The organism is Halomonas garicola (genome assembly GCF_055382465.1).
Genome location: NZ_AP043931.1, coordinates 2,107,751 through 2,122,681, shown reverse-complemented (window position 1 = coordinate 2,122,681; position 14,931 = coordinate 2,107,751). Strand labels below are relative to the sequence as shown.

Here is a 14,931-nt window from a genome sequence, read left to right as displayed (position 1 = left end):
CGACGGCGCCCGGGTTCCTGCCGGCCCCGTTGCGCCGTATCCTGAGCGCTCGGAGCGAGGAAGATAAAACCTTGACACCCTGTAACCCGCTGAGTATCATACGCGCCACCTCGACGAGGCGATACAGCGTCCCATTCGTCTAGTGGTCCAGGACACCGCCCTTTCACGGCGGTAACAGGGGTTCGAACCCCCTATGGGACGCCACTTGTCACGTCAGGTATCGGTTTGCGGGAATAGCTCAGTGGTAGAGCATCGCCTTGCCAAGGCGAGGGTCGGGAGTTCGAATCTCCTTTCCCGCTCCAGTGTCCCATTCGTCTAGTGGCCCAGGACACCGCCCTTTCACGGCGGTAACAGGGGTTCGAACCCCCTATGGGACGCCAATCGATCAGCGAGAGCCCTGTTTCACAACGGGCAGCCAAGCGGGAATAGCTCAGTGGTAGAGCATCGCCTTGCCAAGGCGAGGGTCGGGAGTTCGAATCTCCTTTCCCGCTCCAGTGTCCCATTCGTCTAGTGGCCCAGGACACCGCCCTTTCACGGCGGTAACAGGGGTTCGAACCCCCTATGGGACGCCATCTCGCCTCACGCGTTGTCAACGTCGTGCCCCTCCAAGCGCTGCGGGAATAGCTCAGTGGTAGAGCATCGCCTTGCCAAGGCGAGGGTCGGGAGTTCGAATCTCCTTTCCCGCTCCAGGCGCACCGCCCTTACTTCGGGCCGATCGACTACCAAGCATCCATCATCGCCTTGCCTTACCGATACCCGCGCGGCTCAGGGCCGGGGTTTTGCATGCCTGCTCGTCACGCCCGTTGCAGTGGCTGTATACCGACCGGCGCCTTGAAAGTCCGGCTAATGCCCTAATATTGACAGATTATTAAACGATTCGTGTCTTCGCGTAGTCGTTGCGTACGTGTCTCACTTTTGTTGACAGGACAGCTTCATGGCCGAACCGGCATTGTCGATCCGTGGCCTGACCAAGGTCTACGGCAACGGCTTTCAGGCACTGAAAGGTATTGATCTGGACGTCGAGCAGGGCGATTTTTTTGCCCTGCTGGGCCCCAACGGCGCGGGCAAGTCCACCACGCTTGGGGTGGTGTGTTCGCTGGTACAAAAAACCGCCGGGCAGGTATCGCTGTTCGGCATCGATATCGACCGCGATTTTGCCCGGGCCAAGTACCAGCTGGGCGTGGTGCCCCAGGAATTCAACTTCAACCAGTTCGAGCGGGTGATCGATATCGTCATCGCCCAGGCCGGCTACTACGGCATGCCGCACCGGGAAGCGCTGCCCCGGGCCGAGCAGCTATTGTCTGACCTTGGCCTGTGGGATAAGCGTCACGGCAGCGCGCGGATGCTCTCCGGCGGCATGAAGCGCCGGCTGATGATCGCCCGAGCGCTGATGCATCGGCCCAGGCTGCTGATCCTCGACGAGCCCACCGCCGGCGTGGATATCGAGCTTCGGCGCAGCATGTGGGAATACATGCGCCGCATCAACCGCGAGGAAGGCACCACCATCATCCTCACCACGCACTACCTGGAAGAGGCAGAAAGCCTGTGCCGCAACATCGCCATCATCAACCACGGCGACATCATTCGTAACACCAGCGTGCGCAGCCTGCTGGCCGAGCTGGATGCGGAGACCTTCCTGCTCGACCTCACGCGCCCGCTGGACTCGGACGAAGTGCCGACCATCGAAGGCTTTGAGGTGTACCAGAGCGAGCCCGCCCAGCTGGCGGTGGTCATCCGCCGCGGCCAGCGGCTTAACAGCATCTTCGAGGCGCTTAGCGCCAAGGGCATCCAGGTGACGTCCATGCGCAACCGCGCCAACCGGCTGGAAGAAATGTTCGTCTCGATGGTGAACGACGAGGCGGAAGACGCTGGCCAGACGGCGGCTGCGAATGGCCAGGAGGGGGCCGCAGGCGAAAAAGAGGAGGAGAGGGCATGAACGCCACCCAGACACTGGTCGCGCTGTGGACGCTGGTCATCAAGGAAATCAAGCGCTTTACCCGCATCTGGCCGCAGACGCTGCTGCCGCCGTCGATCACCATGGCGATGTACTTCATCATCTTTGGCAATCTGATCGGCTCGCGCATCGGCACCATGGACGACTTCAGCTATATGGACTTCATCGTCCCCGGACTGATCATGATGGCGGTGATCACCAACAGCTATTCCAACGTGGCCTCGAGCTTTTTTTCCAACAAGTTCCAGCGCAGCGTGGAAGAGATGATGGTCTCGCCCATGCCCAGCTGGGTGATTCTCTCGGGCTTCGTGCTCGGCGGCATGGCCCGGGGGCTGGGTGTGGGCGCCATCGTCACCGTAGTGTCGCTGTTTTTCACCCAGCTGAGCGTGGCGCACCCGCTGCTTACGCTGCTGGTGGTCATTCTGACCTCGGCGCTGTTTTCCGTCGGCGGCTTTATCAACGCGCTGCTGGCCAACAAGTTCGATGACGTCTCCATCGTGCCGACTTTCGTGCTCACGCCGCTGACGTATCTCGGCGGGGTGTTTTATTCCATCTCGCTGCTGCCGGATTTCTGGCAGGGCGTGTCGATGCTCAACCCCATCCTCTACATGGTCAACGCCTTCCGCTTCGGCATACTCGGCGTCTCGGACATTCCCGCCGTGTGGGCGCTGTCGGCATCGCTTGCGTTCATTGCCGTCCTTTATACCGTTGCGCTGGTAATGCTTGAACGCGGCTACGGCATCCGCAGCTAAGCCCCGTTGCATCCCGCAGGCCAGATACAAGGAGACTTCCGATGAGCGATACCCCCGCAACCCTTGAGCACTCCCCGCTGGGGCGCAGCGCTACCTACCCCGATCAATACGATGCCTCGCTGCTCTTCCCCCTGGCCCGGGCGGAGAACCGCGCCGCGCTGGGGTTGGCTGAAGGCGACGCGCTGCCGTTTACCGGCGAGGACGAATGGCACGGCTACGAGCTTTCCTGGCTCAACGCCCGGGGCAAGCCGGTGGTGGCGGTGGGGCGCTTTCGCCTGCCCGCCGACGCGCCAGGCCTGATCGAGTCCAAGTCGTTCAAGCTCTACCTCAACAGCTTCAACCAGACCCGGTTTGCCAGCGGCGAAGAAGTCGCCGCCACGCTTGAGCGCGACCTTTCCGCCGCCGTTGGCGGTCGCGTCAGCGTTGACCTTTTAACGGTTGACGACGACGCGCTCACCCCGCGTCGGCTCCCCGGCGAGTGCATCGACGAACTGGATGTCGCGATCAGCGATTACACCCCCGACCCGGACCACCTGGGCGTAGAAGGCGGCAGCGCCGCGGATGCCGACATCGTCGAGGAAACCCTGCATTCGCACCTGCTCAAGTCCAACTGTCCGGTCACCGGCCAGCCGGACTGGGGCAGCGTAATGGTGCGCTACCGCGGGCCGAAGCTCGACCGCGAAGGGCTTCTGCGCTACCTCGTCGGCTTTCGCCTGCAGCAGGGCTTTCACGAGCACTGCGTCGAGCAGATCTTTACCGACCTGGTCGCCAAAGCCGCCCCTGAGGAGCTCTTGGTACTGGCCCGCTACGTACGCCGGGGCGGGCTTGATATCAGCCCCTGGCGCGCCACGCCGGGCCTGCGCCCGCCGAGCCCGCTGCGGCTGGCACGGCAGTAACCCCCGCGCTAGAGTAGCGCTCCTACCGCTGAAACGGAGTCACTGATGGATGCACTGACGCTTCTGCACGAACGCCGCTCCATGGGCAAACTCATGGCCCCGGTCCCCGAAGGCGAGGCCCTGGAAGCTATCTACCAGGCGGCCCTGCGCGCCCCGGACCATAAAGAGCTGCGCCCCTGGCGCTTTATCGAGTTTACCGGCGAGGGCCGCGAGCGCCTGGGGGAGGTTTACGCCGAAGCCGAGTTCCAGGCCGACCCCGACGCCAGCGACACCGTGCTCGCCAGCGCGCGCAAAAAGCCCCTGCGCGCGCCGATGCTGATCGCCGTGGTGGCCAGGGTCCAGCCCGACGTGCCCGGCGTGCCCCGGCTTGAACAGGTGCTCTCTGCCGGCTGCGCCGCCCACGCCATGCTGCTGGCGACCTACGCCCAGGGCTTTGGCGCTATGTGGCGCACCGGCAAGTACGCGTTTGACCCGGTGGTGCACAAGGGGCTGGGCCTGGAAGACGACGACGAGCTGATCGGCTTTTTGTACGTCGGCACCCCCGGCGGCCGGCTGAGGCCCGCCCCCGAGCACGATATCGCCGACTTCGTCGAGCGCTGGGATTAAGCCGCGCCTGAGTGCCTTTCAAGGGCGTCCTATCCGCCGCTCGCGTTTCCCAAAAGCGGCCCGCTACGCGGTGCTCTCCGCCGGCGTTTAGGCTCTGCCATCAGGAGAAGCGACAAAAAACCTTGTCATTCCCCGCCTTAGCCATTAATATACGCGCCGTTCTCGCGGATAAAGGCAAGCGCCCACCCCGTGCAGAACGACAGTTTGCGGAGGAGTGTCCGAGTGGTCGAAGGAGCTCGCCTGGAAAGTGAGTAAGTCGAAAGGCTTCGAGAGTTCGAATCTCTCCTCCTCCGCCAGAATATAACGAAGAAGCCCGCCTAGAGCGGGCTTTTTTGTGTCTGGAGGCGCTAGCCGTCAATCACGAGGCGTGTCAAGGTGCTCCCATGCCGCCCATCTGGCTTTGCAGGTCCATCGGTTCGGCAGGTAGCTCAAAGGCGGAGGCAGGCGGGTCGGCGCGCTGGATCGATTCAAGCCTGAGTTGATCGCCAAGGCGCAGCAGACCTCGATCCTTGCCAGGGAGGGCATCCAGCCAGCTCTGTCCCATTTCCTTGCTGGCCATGCCGTCCATCACGCCGAAATAGGCGTGGGTCATTTCCACGACCAGAGGATCGTCGGTGAAGACGACTTCGTCGGGGCCGTCGTCTTCGTCAAAAAGATTCGACTGCACCTGATAGACTCGGCCCTCGAAGCCGGCTAGGGTTTCGGTTCTGCCGGTCGCTTGGGTTGAAAAGCTTTCGTCGAGCGAGTCTTTATCATCCTGACCCTCTCCCTGATTGGTCATGGAATGCATCATCTCTATCATGGCACCTATATCGATGACTTCTATATCGCCGTCGCTGCGGCTTACCGTATATGTCTTGCCGTCCAGGCGGAATAGCGAGCTGTCTTCGTCAAAATCCATCCGTACCGTATCGGCGTCCTGCCAGGTAATGGAAATCTCGGTTGGACCCGTTTTAATCGCTTGATTGCCAATCGGCATGGAGTGACCGGCTTCTATCAGAGTAGCCTTGCCGCCGGCCAGCGCAAGGCCAGGCAGGAGAAGGAAAAGCGCGGCTGCAGGCCGGAGTCGAGTAGGAAAATTCCGTTGTTGTTGGTTCATGTTGTTTTTCCGCTGTGGGTGTGATGGCTATCTAAGTAGTAGAGCGCTTGGTGCACTATGGCACAGTGTTTTTTCCCGCCACTTCCTGTTCCTGCCGGCTATGGCCCCACTCTTTGGCTTTGCTCTTCAGCTCGCCGAACTGGCCGGATAGGGAATCCAGTTTCTACTCCCATTCCGGATCGGGCTGCTGATCTTGGGTAACCTTGAAGAACACTTGCATCAGGGCGGTCATGGCAAAGGGTTCAATCACGGCCTGTTTGACGCCCCAGGCAAATACCAGCGTCACGGCGAAGGTAAGGACGCCAGCGGTGCCGGGAAATAGTGCGACCAGGCCGGCTACCGGGGCCAAAATCAGCAGGAATACGCCAAGCGTCAGCCCCCAGGTAATAAAGGTGAGCAGTACGGCATTGGTCAAAAAGGCCTTGTAGTTCTGGGCGTAAAGAATCAACGCGCTACGGCTGGTAGCCCAGGGGTTGTCGCTGCGGGTGCGGATGTTATGGGCGAGGATAACTTCATCCAGGTAGGTGAGTGAGAGGCGGATGACGGTGTTGACGAGCTTGGCCAGCCCTTCGATACCGGGAATGGGAAGAATCGCTGCCAGGGTAAAGAAAGTGCGATTGAATGCCTTGATAACACCCTTGATCAGCTGGTCAACGCCGAACAGCACGTTGGACTCGGTGAAGCGTTCTCTAACTACGCTCTGGGCATAATCCAGCTGGCCCCGGCCGCCGGGAATCCTGCTGCCGTCCATCAGCTCGACCAGCACGGCGATGTGGCCGGCCTTTACCATGTACAGCAGGTATTCGCGCAAGAAATACATCACTGCACCGGCCAGGCCGAACCCGAGAAGGCCGCCCCAGGTAGCTCCCCCGCCGGCATTGCCGAATACCGCTCCGGCAGTATAGCCCACGCCTGCACCGGCGCCGGTGGCTAGCACATAGCTCAGCGTAATGCCGAAGTAGACCAGAAAGCGAAAGATCAAAAATGGCATAGTGCGGCGCAGCAGGCCGAGAATAGTGCCCACTTGAAAGTCTTTCATGGTAGATACTCCGTCACCCCGTTGGTGGCGCTTAAGACCGGCGCCTGGTCGGCGACCTGCACCACCCTATTGAAGACGCTCGGCGCTGCAAAAAGCAGCAAAAGAGCGGCAACGCCGAGAATAAAGAAAGCCTGGGAACGCAGCCGACCGTCGACGAAAAAGCACTTTCAGTTTATGGAACAAACGCTGATGGCGCCCCGTTTGAATGAACTGGGACGTGGGAAATATCAGCAGGTAGGCGGGATATTAAAACGGCTGTGTTAACGAAGGTGCATGAAGAAGTGGCCTCGTTGGACCACTTCAACGCGAGTCATCCTGATTGAACCATCATTGGGCCGGCGAGTATCAGTGCAATGAGATCGGCCTGACGGTGAGTTCTGGTTTTATCGAACAGGTTGCGCATATGGAAGGCGACAGTCGTTTGAGTAATGCCAAGCTCTTCGGCGATATCCGCCTTGCGTGCGCTGCCGGCCAGCGCTCCGGCGACCCGCGCCTCGGTCGGCGTCAGGTCAAAGAGTTCCATCAGCAGCGTTTTTGATGCCCGCTGACGAAAGTGCGAAGCAGAAAGAAACACCGCGACGCCGGGCCGTTGCCACGAATTTTCCGCTGTGGCCTGGGGTAGCGCGCAAACTAATGCCGATACGCTGTTTTCTTGCTGTTCTCGTTGGAGCATGACGCCCATCACCTTTTCTTCACCGCCCACGGCGGCGTTATTAACGTCGCCAAGTGCCGCCTGTAGCGCTCGGTTGGAAAATCTATCAAGCGCTTGAATACCCGTTTCATCAATGCGCACAACATTGGCATCGTCGGCCATATGTCGAGCTGCGCGATTAACACGAGTCGTTTTTCCCTGATCATCAAGCAGTACGATACCCAGGGCAATAAGATCCAGCGCCTGATCGGCGCCGTCGCCGGACAGGCCGCTAACGGCTTTGTGTAGCGTTGCAACCTCATCACGGTGCTGCTGGCGAAGGCGCTTCACCTGGCGCAGATGGGCTTCAACAGTTGCCAGCATCAGGTCGTAATCGAGCGGCTTGACCAGGTAGTCATCGGCGCCCAGCAGCTTGCCCTTGACCACTTCGCGGGGCTCGGCCAGTGCCGTCAGAAAGATAAACGGCGTAGCAGCGAACTCGGGGTGCCGGGCGCGAAGAGTGTCAAGCAGCTCGTAGCCGTCGAGGCCGGGCATGGTGATATCGCACAGCAGTAGATCCGGTGCGGTGTTTATCAGCAGCGTTAGTGCCTGCTGGCCATCAGCCGCCACGCAGGTGCGGTAGCCGGCTTCCTGCAACTCTTCGGCAATATCATTGCGCAGCGCCTGCTCATCTTCCACCACCAGGATTAGCGCAGTTGTTGCGATCATGTCTTTGCTCCTGCTACGCGGGGCAGCGTTAAACGAAAGGTAACCCCGTGGCTATCCGGCTGAAGGCTAAGTTCGCCGCCTTGCATGCGTATCAGGGTGCGTGCCATGAATAGCCCGATACCGGTACCGGCAATACCGACGCTGCTGGCGCCGCGGTAGTTGCGTTCAAAAAGATGCGCACGATCGTGCTCGGGAATCGGCTCGCCATCGTGATGCACGTCGCAGGACAGCGTTTGCTCGTCGCCGTGCATACTTACCGTAATGGAAGCTTCGGGGGGTGCGTACTTTATGGCATTGGACAACAGGTTCTCCAGCACATGCTCGGCATGTGCCGGATCGCAGAGGGCGATACTGTCGTTATCGCTTTCCTTGTGCAGCACGAGCCGGTGGCTTGGTGTGGCCTGACGCTGGCGCGTGCAGACAGCCTCAACGATCTTGCCCAGGTCGCACTCGACCTGGCGCGTGCTGATCTGGCCGGCATCCAGCCTGGCGGTATCCAGCGTGCTGTCTACCAACCGCGTCAAGCCGGCAATGGCACCACGGGCACGGTTTGCGCGCTCGATGATTTCATCCGGCCGGGCTCGGGAGCCTCGGCGTATCAGCCGCTGCAGGGCCGAGTCTGCCACTGCCAGCGGCGTACGAAATTGATGTGACACCATGGCCGCAAAATTACGATAAAGCTCTGCCGCCGATCTTTCGCGCTGCAAGGCACTGTCCAGATCCTGGGTGCGTTCAATAACCAGCTCTTCCAGCCGGTCGCGGTCGAGAGCTTGTTTTTGTTGGGCAGCGTACCGGTCTGAGGCGTCGTGCAGTAGTAAAATGGCCCCCAGAACAGCGCCGTCGTCGCGCATCGGAAAGGCGTGCAGGTCCACATGCAGGGTTGTCGCACCGCCGGGCTGAATCAGCGGCTGTAGCGTCAACCGCGATGCGGTACCGTCAAGCGCTCGGGTAACGCCTTGATCCACCGCCGGCGTAGCAAAGAAATTGGCGATGTCTGCCAGCGCCTTGCCCATTGCCTGGCCTTCTGACTTGCCGGTAATGTCGGCCATGGCGGAACTCCACAGCGTACAGCGTCCGTCGTTGCCCACCGCCAGAATGCCCTCGCCGCTGGAAGCAATCAGCAGCGCCGAAAAATCGCGCTCCCGGCGCAGCATCCGGTTGCGACGATGGGACTGACGCAGTGCCTGAATCAGCGTCACGGTCAGGACAGCGCCTGCGATCATAATGCCGACGAGCGAAGCAATGGCCTGATGGAGCTGCTGGCGCTGGGCTTCCAGGCGTCCGCCGAGATCATCCCACTCGGTGATCATGGCCACATTGGCGGCTTGACCCAGGCGGCGTGCAAAAGGTGCTAGTTGACTGCGCAGGCCGGGGCCGGCATTGGGGGTAAAAGCGGCGATCTCCGGCACCAGGCTATCCAGCGTACGGCTTAGCTGATCCAGCGTGTCGGTAAAGTTAATCTGCTCGATAAAGCGATGCTGCGGTCCGGCGTGGAGCAATGCAATCCGGCTTTGCAGAATGTCGAAGCGTAGGGCAACGTCGTCCGTTGATGCGGCCCCCGCTTCTGCCAGAGCAATGGTGCTGGTCAGGCGCAGCGCCGCGACTTCTGCCTGGTGCAGCACCCAGAGCATGTTCTGCTCGGCATCGACTCGCATGTTGCTTTCCACATCCAGCATGCGAATCAATGAGAACGCCAGTAGCAACGCAAAGGCGGGCACGGCCGCCAGCGGCAGCCAGATGCCGAAAATGGATGAACTGCGGCGCTTCATTGCACCTCCAGTCGGTAGAGTTGCCATACCCAGCGATAATCATAGCGGATATCCTGCAGCGCCTTATGCGCATCGCGCGGGTAGACAATCCACAATGGCCCCTTGCCTGCTCGTTTTAAGCGCTTGCCGTCCATGGCGTAGGCCACGATTACATTAAACCGGTAAAAATCCTCCACGGGGATGTTCACGGCGTAGTCGTTAAGTGCCATGGCGGTTACTTGGCTGCCCTGGATATCCATCTGCTCCAGCAGATCGCGCATTAAAAAGCCGCGAAATTCGTGCGTGCCGTCGGTCACTACTGTAGAGGTAGTCAGCGTCGCGTTGGGCAGTGCGCGTAAGTCTGCCCGGGTTAGGTCGACGGTTTTGCCACGGGTATTGCCCGTTATCTGAAGTAAAGTCTGCTTCGGCGCTGCGTCTTTCGCTGCTACCGATTCGGGTAGCCGGGGCGCGCTGTTGGCAAGGGTGGCCGTGCCTATCAGGGTAAGTCCGCCGAGCCATATTGTGAATAATCGCCACATGATTCATCTCCTGTCGAGCCATGGAGTGTGTTAGCTAGTGTAGTCGTTTGACTCAGAGCATGGTTCGGCTCGGTTTTCCTGTCTGATTAAACGGGGGCAAGTGCAGCACCAGCTGCGAACATGAGGGGCAAGGCATAAAGTGCGTGGGCCATAGGCGAGTGCCCGTAGCGTGTGTCCATGGCTGATGTTGATAAAGAGTGTTCGTGGCTAGTGCGGGGCAGTACAGGAGAGAAAACCAATGAAACGGCTTATATCAACGCTGTTAGCTGCTCTGGCGGCAGCCGGCCTTGCCTGTGCCGCCGAAGCGCAGGCGAAAGAGGATGTGGTCATTGTCTACGACGCATCAGGCTCCATGTGGGGACAAATTGACGGCGTGAGCAAAATGGAAATTGCTCAGAGCGTGATGGCCGATCTGATCAATGAGTGGGATGAAAATACGCCTTTGGGGCTGGTGGCCTACGGGCATCGCCGCCAGGGTGACTGTGAGGATATTGAAACCCTTATCGAGCCTGGATCGTTAAACAAAACGGACTTTATCAACACCGTTAATGCGATTAGGCCCAAGGGCAAAACGCCTATCTCGGCTTCGCTTGAGCACGCTGCCGACCTGCTTTCGTACCGTGATAGCCAGGCGACTATCGTGCTGATTTCCGACGGGCTGGAAACCTGTAATGCCGATCCCTGCGAGCTTTCCGAGCAGCTTGCTCGGCAGGGCGTCAGGCTGACGACCCACGTAGTAGGCTTTGACCTGGAAGCCGATGCCCACAAGAGCCTTGCCTGTATTGCCGACAACACCGGCGGCATCTTTGTGCCGGCCAACAGTGCCGCCGAGCTGCATGACGCGCTGGCTCAGGTGCAGGTTGTCATGGAGCAACCGGAACCTCAGCCGGAACCTCAGCCGGAACCGGAGCCGGCGTTGCCCGGCGTTGAGCTGACCGCACCCGAGCAGGCGACTACCGGGGCACATTTTACGGTCAGCTGGAGCGATAGCGTTGCTACCAATGACTATTACACCGTGGTGCCGGCAGGTGCTGACGAGGGAGAAACGGGAGACCGGGGTCTGGTGCGTGAAAAAAACGAAGATACGCTCAAGGCCCCCGCCGAGCCGGGGCTCTATGAAGTGCGCTACATATTGCGCGAGGGCATGAAGACATTGGCCAGTGCCCCCCTGGAGGTGGTGGCGGCTGAGCTTGGCATCAGCGCACCCGAGCAGGCGACTACCGGGGCACGTTTTACGGTCAGCTGGAGCGATACTATCGCTACCGACGACTATTACACCGTGGTGCCGGCGGGGGCTGACGAGGGCGAAACGGGAGATCGGGGGCTGGTGCGTGAAAAAAGCGAGGGCACGCTGACCGCTCCCGCCGAGCCGGGGCTCTATGAAGTGCGCTATGTATTGCGCGAGGGCATGAAAACGCTTGCCAGCGCCCCGCTTGAGGTAGTCGATGCCGACGTGACTATCAGCGCCCCTGACATAGTACGCGCCGCTACGCCTGTCACGGTCAGCTGGAGCAGTACGATCGCCACCGATGATTACTACACCGTTGTGCCGGCGGGTGCTGACGAGGGAAAAACGGGAGACCGTGGGTTGGTGCGTGAAAAAAGCGAGGGCAAGCTCACCGCTCCCGCCGATCCGGGGCTTTATGAGGTGCGCTACATATTGCGCGAAGGCATGAAAACGCTTGCCAGCGCCCCGCTTGAGGTGGTTGCTGCCGATGCCCCGCTGGATAGCGGCGCAGGCCTTGATGTTCCCAGCAGCGCAAAGGCAGGTGAAACCGTCACGATTACCTGGCGCGGGGGTAGCGGCAGTCAAGATCAGCGCATTGCTCTGGCGCGTAAGGATCAGCCGGAATTCAGCTGGATCAGCGTTCAATCTATCGGTGAGGAAAAGTCCATGGAGATTACCATACCGGATGAATCAGGCACCTATGAGGTCCGATTTTTGGACGTTGCCGGTCGCGAACTGCTGGGCCGTTCGGTGATTAAGGTGCAATAAGCACGTCGTATTCGGTGGCCATGTTTGCCGCCGCTTTGCGTTGAATGAAAGGCTTCTCAGACCTTGGCTTGCCTACAACCTCACTTCTCGGGGATAGGCCGCTAACCGGCTGTTATACTCAATGCCCGGGGCGCTCGCGATGGCCGGCGCCCCTTTATTTTGCCGTTGCGTATAGTTGCCGGCGGGTTTGCCGGGTGAAAGGGGAGCGGTTATTCGTGCACAAGCAGGTTGAGTCAAACGCAGCAGAGTATGACGTAACGCAGGACCCGATACGCTGGCGCATCCTGATCGTGCTGCTGGGGGCGATTGCCATGTCGCTGATCAGCGTGAGCATCGTCAACGTGGCGTTGCCCTCGGTGCAGCAAGGGCTGGGGGCGTCGCAGTCGGATTTGCAGTGGGTACTCTCGGGCTATGCGCTGACGTTCGGCGTGGTGCTGGTCGCGGCTGGCCGGGCGGGTGATATCATGGGCCGCGGGGGCATTTTCATCATCGGGGTGACGGTGTTTACCGCCGCCTCGATCGCCTCGGGGCTGGCGCCTAACGCCACCGCGCTCAACGCCGCGCGGTTTGTCCAGGGCGTGGGCTCGGGGCTTTTGAATCCCCAGGGCGTGGGCATGATCCAGCAGTATTTTCGTGGCAGCGAACGCGGCCGGGCGTTTGGCTACTTCGGCAGCGTGGTAGGGGTCTCGGTGGGCATTGGCCCGCTGCTCGGCGGGCTTTTGATCGAGCTTGGCGGTGCCGATATCGGCTGGCGGCTGACGTTTCTGGTCAACGTGCCCATCGGCGTGCTGACGCTGATCCTGGCCTTTGCCTGGTTCCCCCGGCCGCTGCTGAGCGGCGGTGGCGGGCCGCGCGGGAGCGCGAGCGTTTCCCACCGGCTTTTGCATATCGGCCGCTCGCTTGACCCGGTGGGCTCCCTGCTATTGGGCCTGGCGGTGTTCGCGGTGCTGCTGCCGTTCATGGAGGCGCGCAACTCGCCGCTTACCTGGCTGTGGCTGCCGGCAGGCCTGGCGCTGGTGGTGGCCTGGGTGCGCTGGGAGCGCCACTATGCCCGCCAGGGGCGAAGCCCCATGGTAGACCTGAATATCTTTGCCACCCGCAGCTTCACCAACGGCTCGCTGATCATGACGCTGTACTTTCTGGGCATGACCAGTATCTGGGTGCTGGTGGCGCTTTATATGCAGGAAGGTATCGGCCGCTCGGCGCTGGAAGCGGGGACGGTGGGCATCCCTTCGGCAATGATGTCGGCCTTTGCCGCCAACTGGGCAGGCAAGCGCGTATCGCGCTATGGTCGTAAAGTGGTGGTCGGCGGGCTGTGCTGCGCCATTTTAGGGCTTTTGCTGTGCATTACGGTGATTCTGCTGCACGCCGGTGGGTATATCAGCCCCTGGTGGCTGATGGCGTCGCTGGCGTTGGTGGGCACGGCCCAGGGCGCGGTGGTCAGCCCCAACCAGACGCTGACTCTTGCCGAGGTGCCGCTGGCCTACGCCGGAAGCTCCGGGGCGATCATGCAGACCGGCCAGCGCATCGGCACCTCGGTGGGCATCGCGGTGATTACCGCGGCGGTGTTTGGCCTGCTTAAGGTAACGTCCTGGTCGGTCGCGGCGGCTAGCGGCTTTGGGATTATTGCGCTGGTGATCTGCACAGCGCTTATGGTGGCGATCAAGGATCAGCGCGACCGAGTGCGCAGCGGGCGTGTATCGACAAAGGGTTAGGCAAGCGGGAGGCAGTCATGGCATTTCGTTTTCGGCGGCGTATTACGTTGGCGCCCGGCGTGCGGTTGAATCTGAGCAAGCGCGGAGCGGGGGTCTCCGTGGGGCCGCGCGGGGCAAGCATTACGCTGGGGCCGAGCGGGGCACACGCCCATGCGGGGGTTCCCGGCACCGGCCTTGGGTATCGTACCCGGCTGAATAAAAAGGGCGATAGCACCAAGTCAGGGTCGGAGGCGAAAACGGAGGCACCGCGGGAAGAGGGCGGCACGCTTGAACTTGAGCTTGCGATCGATGAACGGGGCTACGTCAGCTATTTCCATGCCGACGGCACCCCCCTGAGCGAGGCCGAGGCCCGGGACGTTCGCCGCGATGGCGAAGACGCCATTCGCCAGCGGCTGCAAGCGCTCTGCGAGCAGCGCAATGCCGACCTGGTGGCGCTTGGTCAGCTGCACCACGATACGCCGGCCCCCACGCTTGGCGGCTACACGCCGCGGCCGTTCATCGAAGCGCCGCCGGCGGCGCTCAGCACGCGGCCGCTGCGCTGGTGGCACCGGTTCTGGCCCCCGGGCGAGCGCCGGCGCCTCAATGACAATAGGCGTCGCCGCGCCGCTTTCGACAAGGCCTATCGCCAGTGGGAGTGGCGCAAGGCCGAGTTCGACGCCGCCGAATTTGCGCGCCAGCAGCGCGAATCCCGGGGCGTCTGGGATGACCTTGATGCCATGGCCAGGACGCTTCAGGAGCGCCTGGAGGAAATCGACTGGCCCCGGGAAACCGCGGTCGATTTCGATCTGGGCGCGGACGAGCGCACCATCGCGGTGGACATCGCCCTGCCCGGCGAAGACGAAATGCCCGACTGCGAATGGGGCATGCCGGCCAAGCGGCTCAAGCTGACGCCCAAAAAGCTCAGCGCCACGCGCCAGCGCCAGCTCTATCGGGATCACGTCCACGGCATTGCCTTTCGCGTGCTGGGGGCGGTCTTTGCCCGCCTGCCGGCGGTGCGCGAAGCGCGGGTGTCGGGCTATCGCCAGGCGGCGGATGCCGCCACTGGCGAGGCGCGCGATCAGTATCTGTACAGCATCAAGGTGACTCGGGAGCGCTGGGAGCGCATCCACTTCGATGCCCTGGAGCAGATCGACCCGGTCGCGGCGGCAGAGGCGTTTACCCTGCGAAGGGACATGACCAAAACCGGCATCTTCCGCGATATCGAGCCGTTCAAGCTGGTGTGAGGCG

12 protein-coding genes and 7 tRNA genes are annotated in these 14,931 nt (G+C 61.3%); 14 read left to right on the top strand and 5 right to left on the bottom strand.

Annotation, left to right across the window (positions count from 1 at the left end; translation table 11 throughout):
* Positions 1 to 128: 128 nt before the first annotated feature.
* The 11 genes from ACZ46Y_RS10290 (at position 129) to ACZ46Y_RS10240 (ending at position 4,504) form a co-directional block, all read left to right on the top strand.
* Positions 129 to 204 (top strand) — tRNA-Glu (locus ACZ46Y_RS10290).
* Between the two features lie 23 nt (positions 205 to 227).
* A tRNA-Gly gene (locus tag ACZ46Y_RS10285) sits at positions 228 to 302 on the top strand.
* Positions 303 to 304: 2 nt separating this feature from the next.
* Positions 305 to 380 (top strand) — tRNA-Glu (locus ACZ46Y_RS10280).
* A 39-nt stretch (positions 381 to 419) separates the two neighbouring features.
* A tRNA-Gly gene (locus ACZ46Y_RS10275) sits at positions 420 to 494 on the top strand.
* Between the two features lie 2 nt (positions 495 to 496).
* A tRNA-Glu gene (locus ACZ46Y_RS10270) sits at positions 497 to 572 on the top strand.
* A gap of 42 nt (positions 573 to 614) precedes the next feature.
* Positions 615 to 689, top strand: a tRNA-Gly gene (locus tag ACZ46Y_RS10265).
* Between the two features lie 245 nt (positions 690 to 934).
* Positions 935 to 1,936, top strand: coding sequence for an ABC transporter ATP-binding protein (locus tag ACZ46Y_RS10260; RefSeq protein ID WP_311954551.1), 1,002 nt, complete (start codon positions 935 to 937; stop codon positions 1,934 to 1,936).
* The gene (locus ACZ46Y_RS10255) at positions 1,933 to 2,706 is read left to right on the top strand and encodes an ABC transporter permease (protein WP_311954555.1); all 774 of its coding nucleotides are present in this window, start codon (positions 1,933 to 1,935) and stop codon (positions 2,704 to 2,706) included. Before ACZ46Y_RS10260 ends, ACZ46Y_RS10255 begins: the two co-directional genes overlap by 4 nt.
* A 41-nt stretch (positions 2,707 to 2,747) precedes the next feature.
* Positions 2,748 to 3,602 (top strand): NADPH-dependent 7-cyano-7-deazaguanine reductase QueF, encoded by an 855-nt coding sequence (gene queF / locus ACZ46Y_RS10250; RefSeq protein ID WP_311954558.1) that lies wholly within the window; start codon positions 2,748 to 2,750, stop codon positions 3,600 to 3,602.
* A 45-nt stretch (positions 3,603 to 3,647) separates the two neighbouring features.
* A complete protein-coding gene (locus ACZ46Y_RS10245; protein WP_311954561.1) occupies positions 3,648 to 4,208 on the top strand; it encodes an NAD(P)H nitroreductase in 561 nt (186 codons plus the stop codon).
* Positions 4,209 to 4,416: 208 nt separating this feature from the next.
* A tRNA-Ser gene (locus ACZ46Y_RS10240) sits at positions 4,417 to 4,504 on the top strand.
* Between the two features lie 74 nt (positions 4,505 to 4,578).
* On the opposite strand, the gene ACZ46Y_RS10235 is transcribed toward ACZ46Y_RS10240, so the two are convergent.
* The 5 genes from ACZ46Y_RS10235 to ACZ46Y_RS10215 form a co-directional block, all read right to left on the bottom strand.
* Positions 4,579 to 5,307: a hypothetical protein gene (locus ACZ46Y_RS10235; protein WP_311954564.1), complete on the bottom strand. Its 729-nt coding sequence runs from the start codon at positions 5,305 to 5,307 to the stop codon at positions 4,579 to 4,581.
* Between the two features lie 163 nt (positions 5,308 to 5,470).
* On the bottom strand, positions 5,471 to 6,346 hold the full coding sequence (locus ACZ46Y_RS10230; RefSeq protein WP_311954566.1) for a hypothetical protein: 876 nt from the start codon (positions 6,344 to 6,346) through the stop codon (positions 5,471 to 5,473).
* A 310-nt stretch (positions 6,347 to 6,656) separates the two neighbouring features.
* A complete protein-coding gene (locus ACZ46Y_RS10225; RefSeq protein ID WP_464380036.1) occupies positions 6,657 to 7,679 on the bottom strand; it encodes a response regulator in 1,023 nt (340 codons plus the stop codon).
* Between the two features lie 23 nt (positions 7,680 to 7,702).
* Positions 7,703 to 9,502 (bottom strand): sensor histidine kinase, encoded by a 1,800-nt coding sequence (locus ACZ46Y_RS10220; protein WP_311954574.1) that lies wholly within the window; start codon positions 9,500 to 9,502, stop codon positions 7,703 to 7,705.
* Positions 9,472 to 9,993 carry a putative pterin-binding protein gene (locus ACZ46Y_RS10215; protein WP_311954578.1) on the bottom strand — a complete coding sequence of 174 codons (522 nt, stop codon included), beginning with the start codon at positions 9,991 to 9,993 and terminating at the stop codon, positions 9,472 to 9,474. Before ACZ46Y_RS10215 ends, ACZ46Y_RS10220 begins: the two co-directional genes overlap by 31 nt.
* A gap of 238 nt (positions 9,994 to 10,231) precedes the next feature.
* On the opposite strand from ACZ46Y_RS10215, the gene ACZ46Y_RS10210 reads away from it, so the two are divergent.
* The 3 genes from ACZ46Y_RS10210 to ACZ46Y_RS10200 all read left to right on the top strand — a co-directional run bounded on the left by ACZ46Y_RS10210 (position 10,232) and on the right by ACZ46Y_RS10200 (position 14,927).
* The gene (locus ACZ46Y_RS10210; RefSeq protein ID WP_311954583.1) at positions 10,232 to 11,989 is read left to right on the top strand and encodes a VWA domain-containing protein; all 1,758 of its coding nucleotides are present in this window, start codon (positions 10,232 to 10,234) and stop codon (positions 11,987 to 11,989) included.
* Between the two features lie 215 nt (positions 11,990 to 12,204).
* Complete coding sequence (locus ACZ46Y_RS10205) at positions 12,205 to 13,704, top strand: MFS transporter (RefSeq protein WP_311954590.1); 1,500 nt, start codon at positions 12,205 to 12,207, stop codon at positions 13,702 to 13,704.
* 17 nt (positions 13,705 to 13,721) lie between these two features.
* Positions 13,722 to 14,927: a DUF4236 domain-containing protein gene (locus tag ACZ46Y_RS10200; RefSeq protein ID WP_311954596.1), complete on the top strand. Its 1,206-nt coding sequence runs from the start codon at positions 13,722 to 13,724 to the stop codon at positions 14,925 to 14,927.
* The last annotated feature ends 4 nt before the right edge of the window (positions 14,928 to 14,931 follow it).

Coding starts and splice junctions, on each gene's coding strand:
- ACZ46Y_RS10215 (WP_311954578.1), bottom strand. CDS start 9,993: ATGTGGCGATTATTCACAATATGGCTCGGCGGACTTACCCTGATAGGC.
- ACZ46Y_RS10245 (WP_311954561.1), top strand. CDS start 3,648: ATGGATGCACTGACGCTTCTGCACGAACGCCGCTCCATGGGCAAACTC.
- queF (WP_311954558.1), top strand. CDS start 2,748: ATGAGCGATACCCCCGCAACCCTTGAGCACTCCCCGCTGGGGCGCAGC.
- ACZ46Y_RS10260 (WP_311954551.1), top strand. CDS start 935: ATGGCCGAACCGGCATTGTCGATCCGTGGCCTGACCAAGGTCTACGGC.
- ACZ46Y_RS10230 (WP_311954566.1), bottom strand. CDS start 6,346: ATGAAAGACTTTCAAGTGGGCACTATTCTCGGCCTGCTGCGCCGCACT.
- ACZ46Y_RS10220 (WP_311954574.1), bottom strand. CDS start 9,502: ATGGCAACTCTACCGACTGGAGGTGCAATGAAGCGCCGCAGTTCATCC.
- ACZ46Y_RS10200 (WP_311954596.1), top strand. CDS start 13,722: ATGGCATTTCGTTTTCGGCGGCGTATTACGTTGGCGCCCGGCGTGCGG.
- ACZ46Y_RS10235 (WP_311954564.1), bottom strand. CDS start 5,307: ATGAACCAACAACAACGGAATTTTCCTACTCGACTCCGGCCTGCAGCC.
- ACZ46Y_RS10210 (WP_311954583.1), top strand. CDS start 10,232: ATGAAACGGCTTATATCAACGCTGTTAGCTGCTCTGGCGGCAGCCGGC.
- ACZ46Y_RS10255 (WP_311954555.1), top strand. CDS start 1,933: ATGAACGCCACCCAGACACTGGTCGCGCTGTGGACGCTGGTCATCAAG.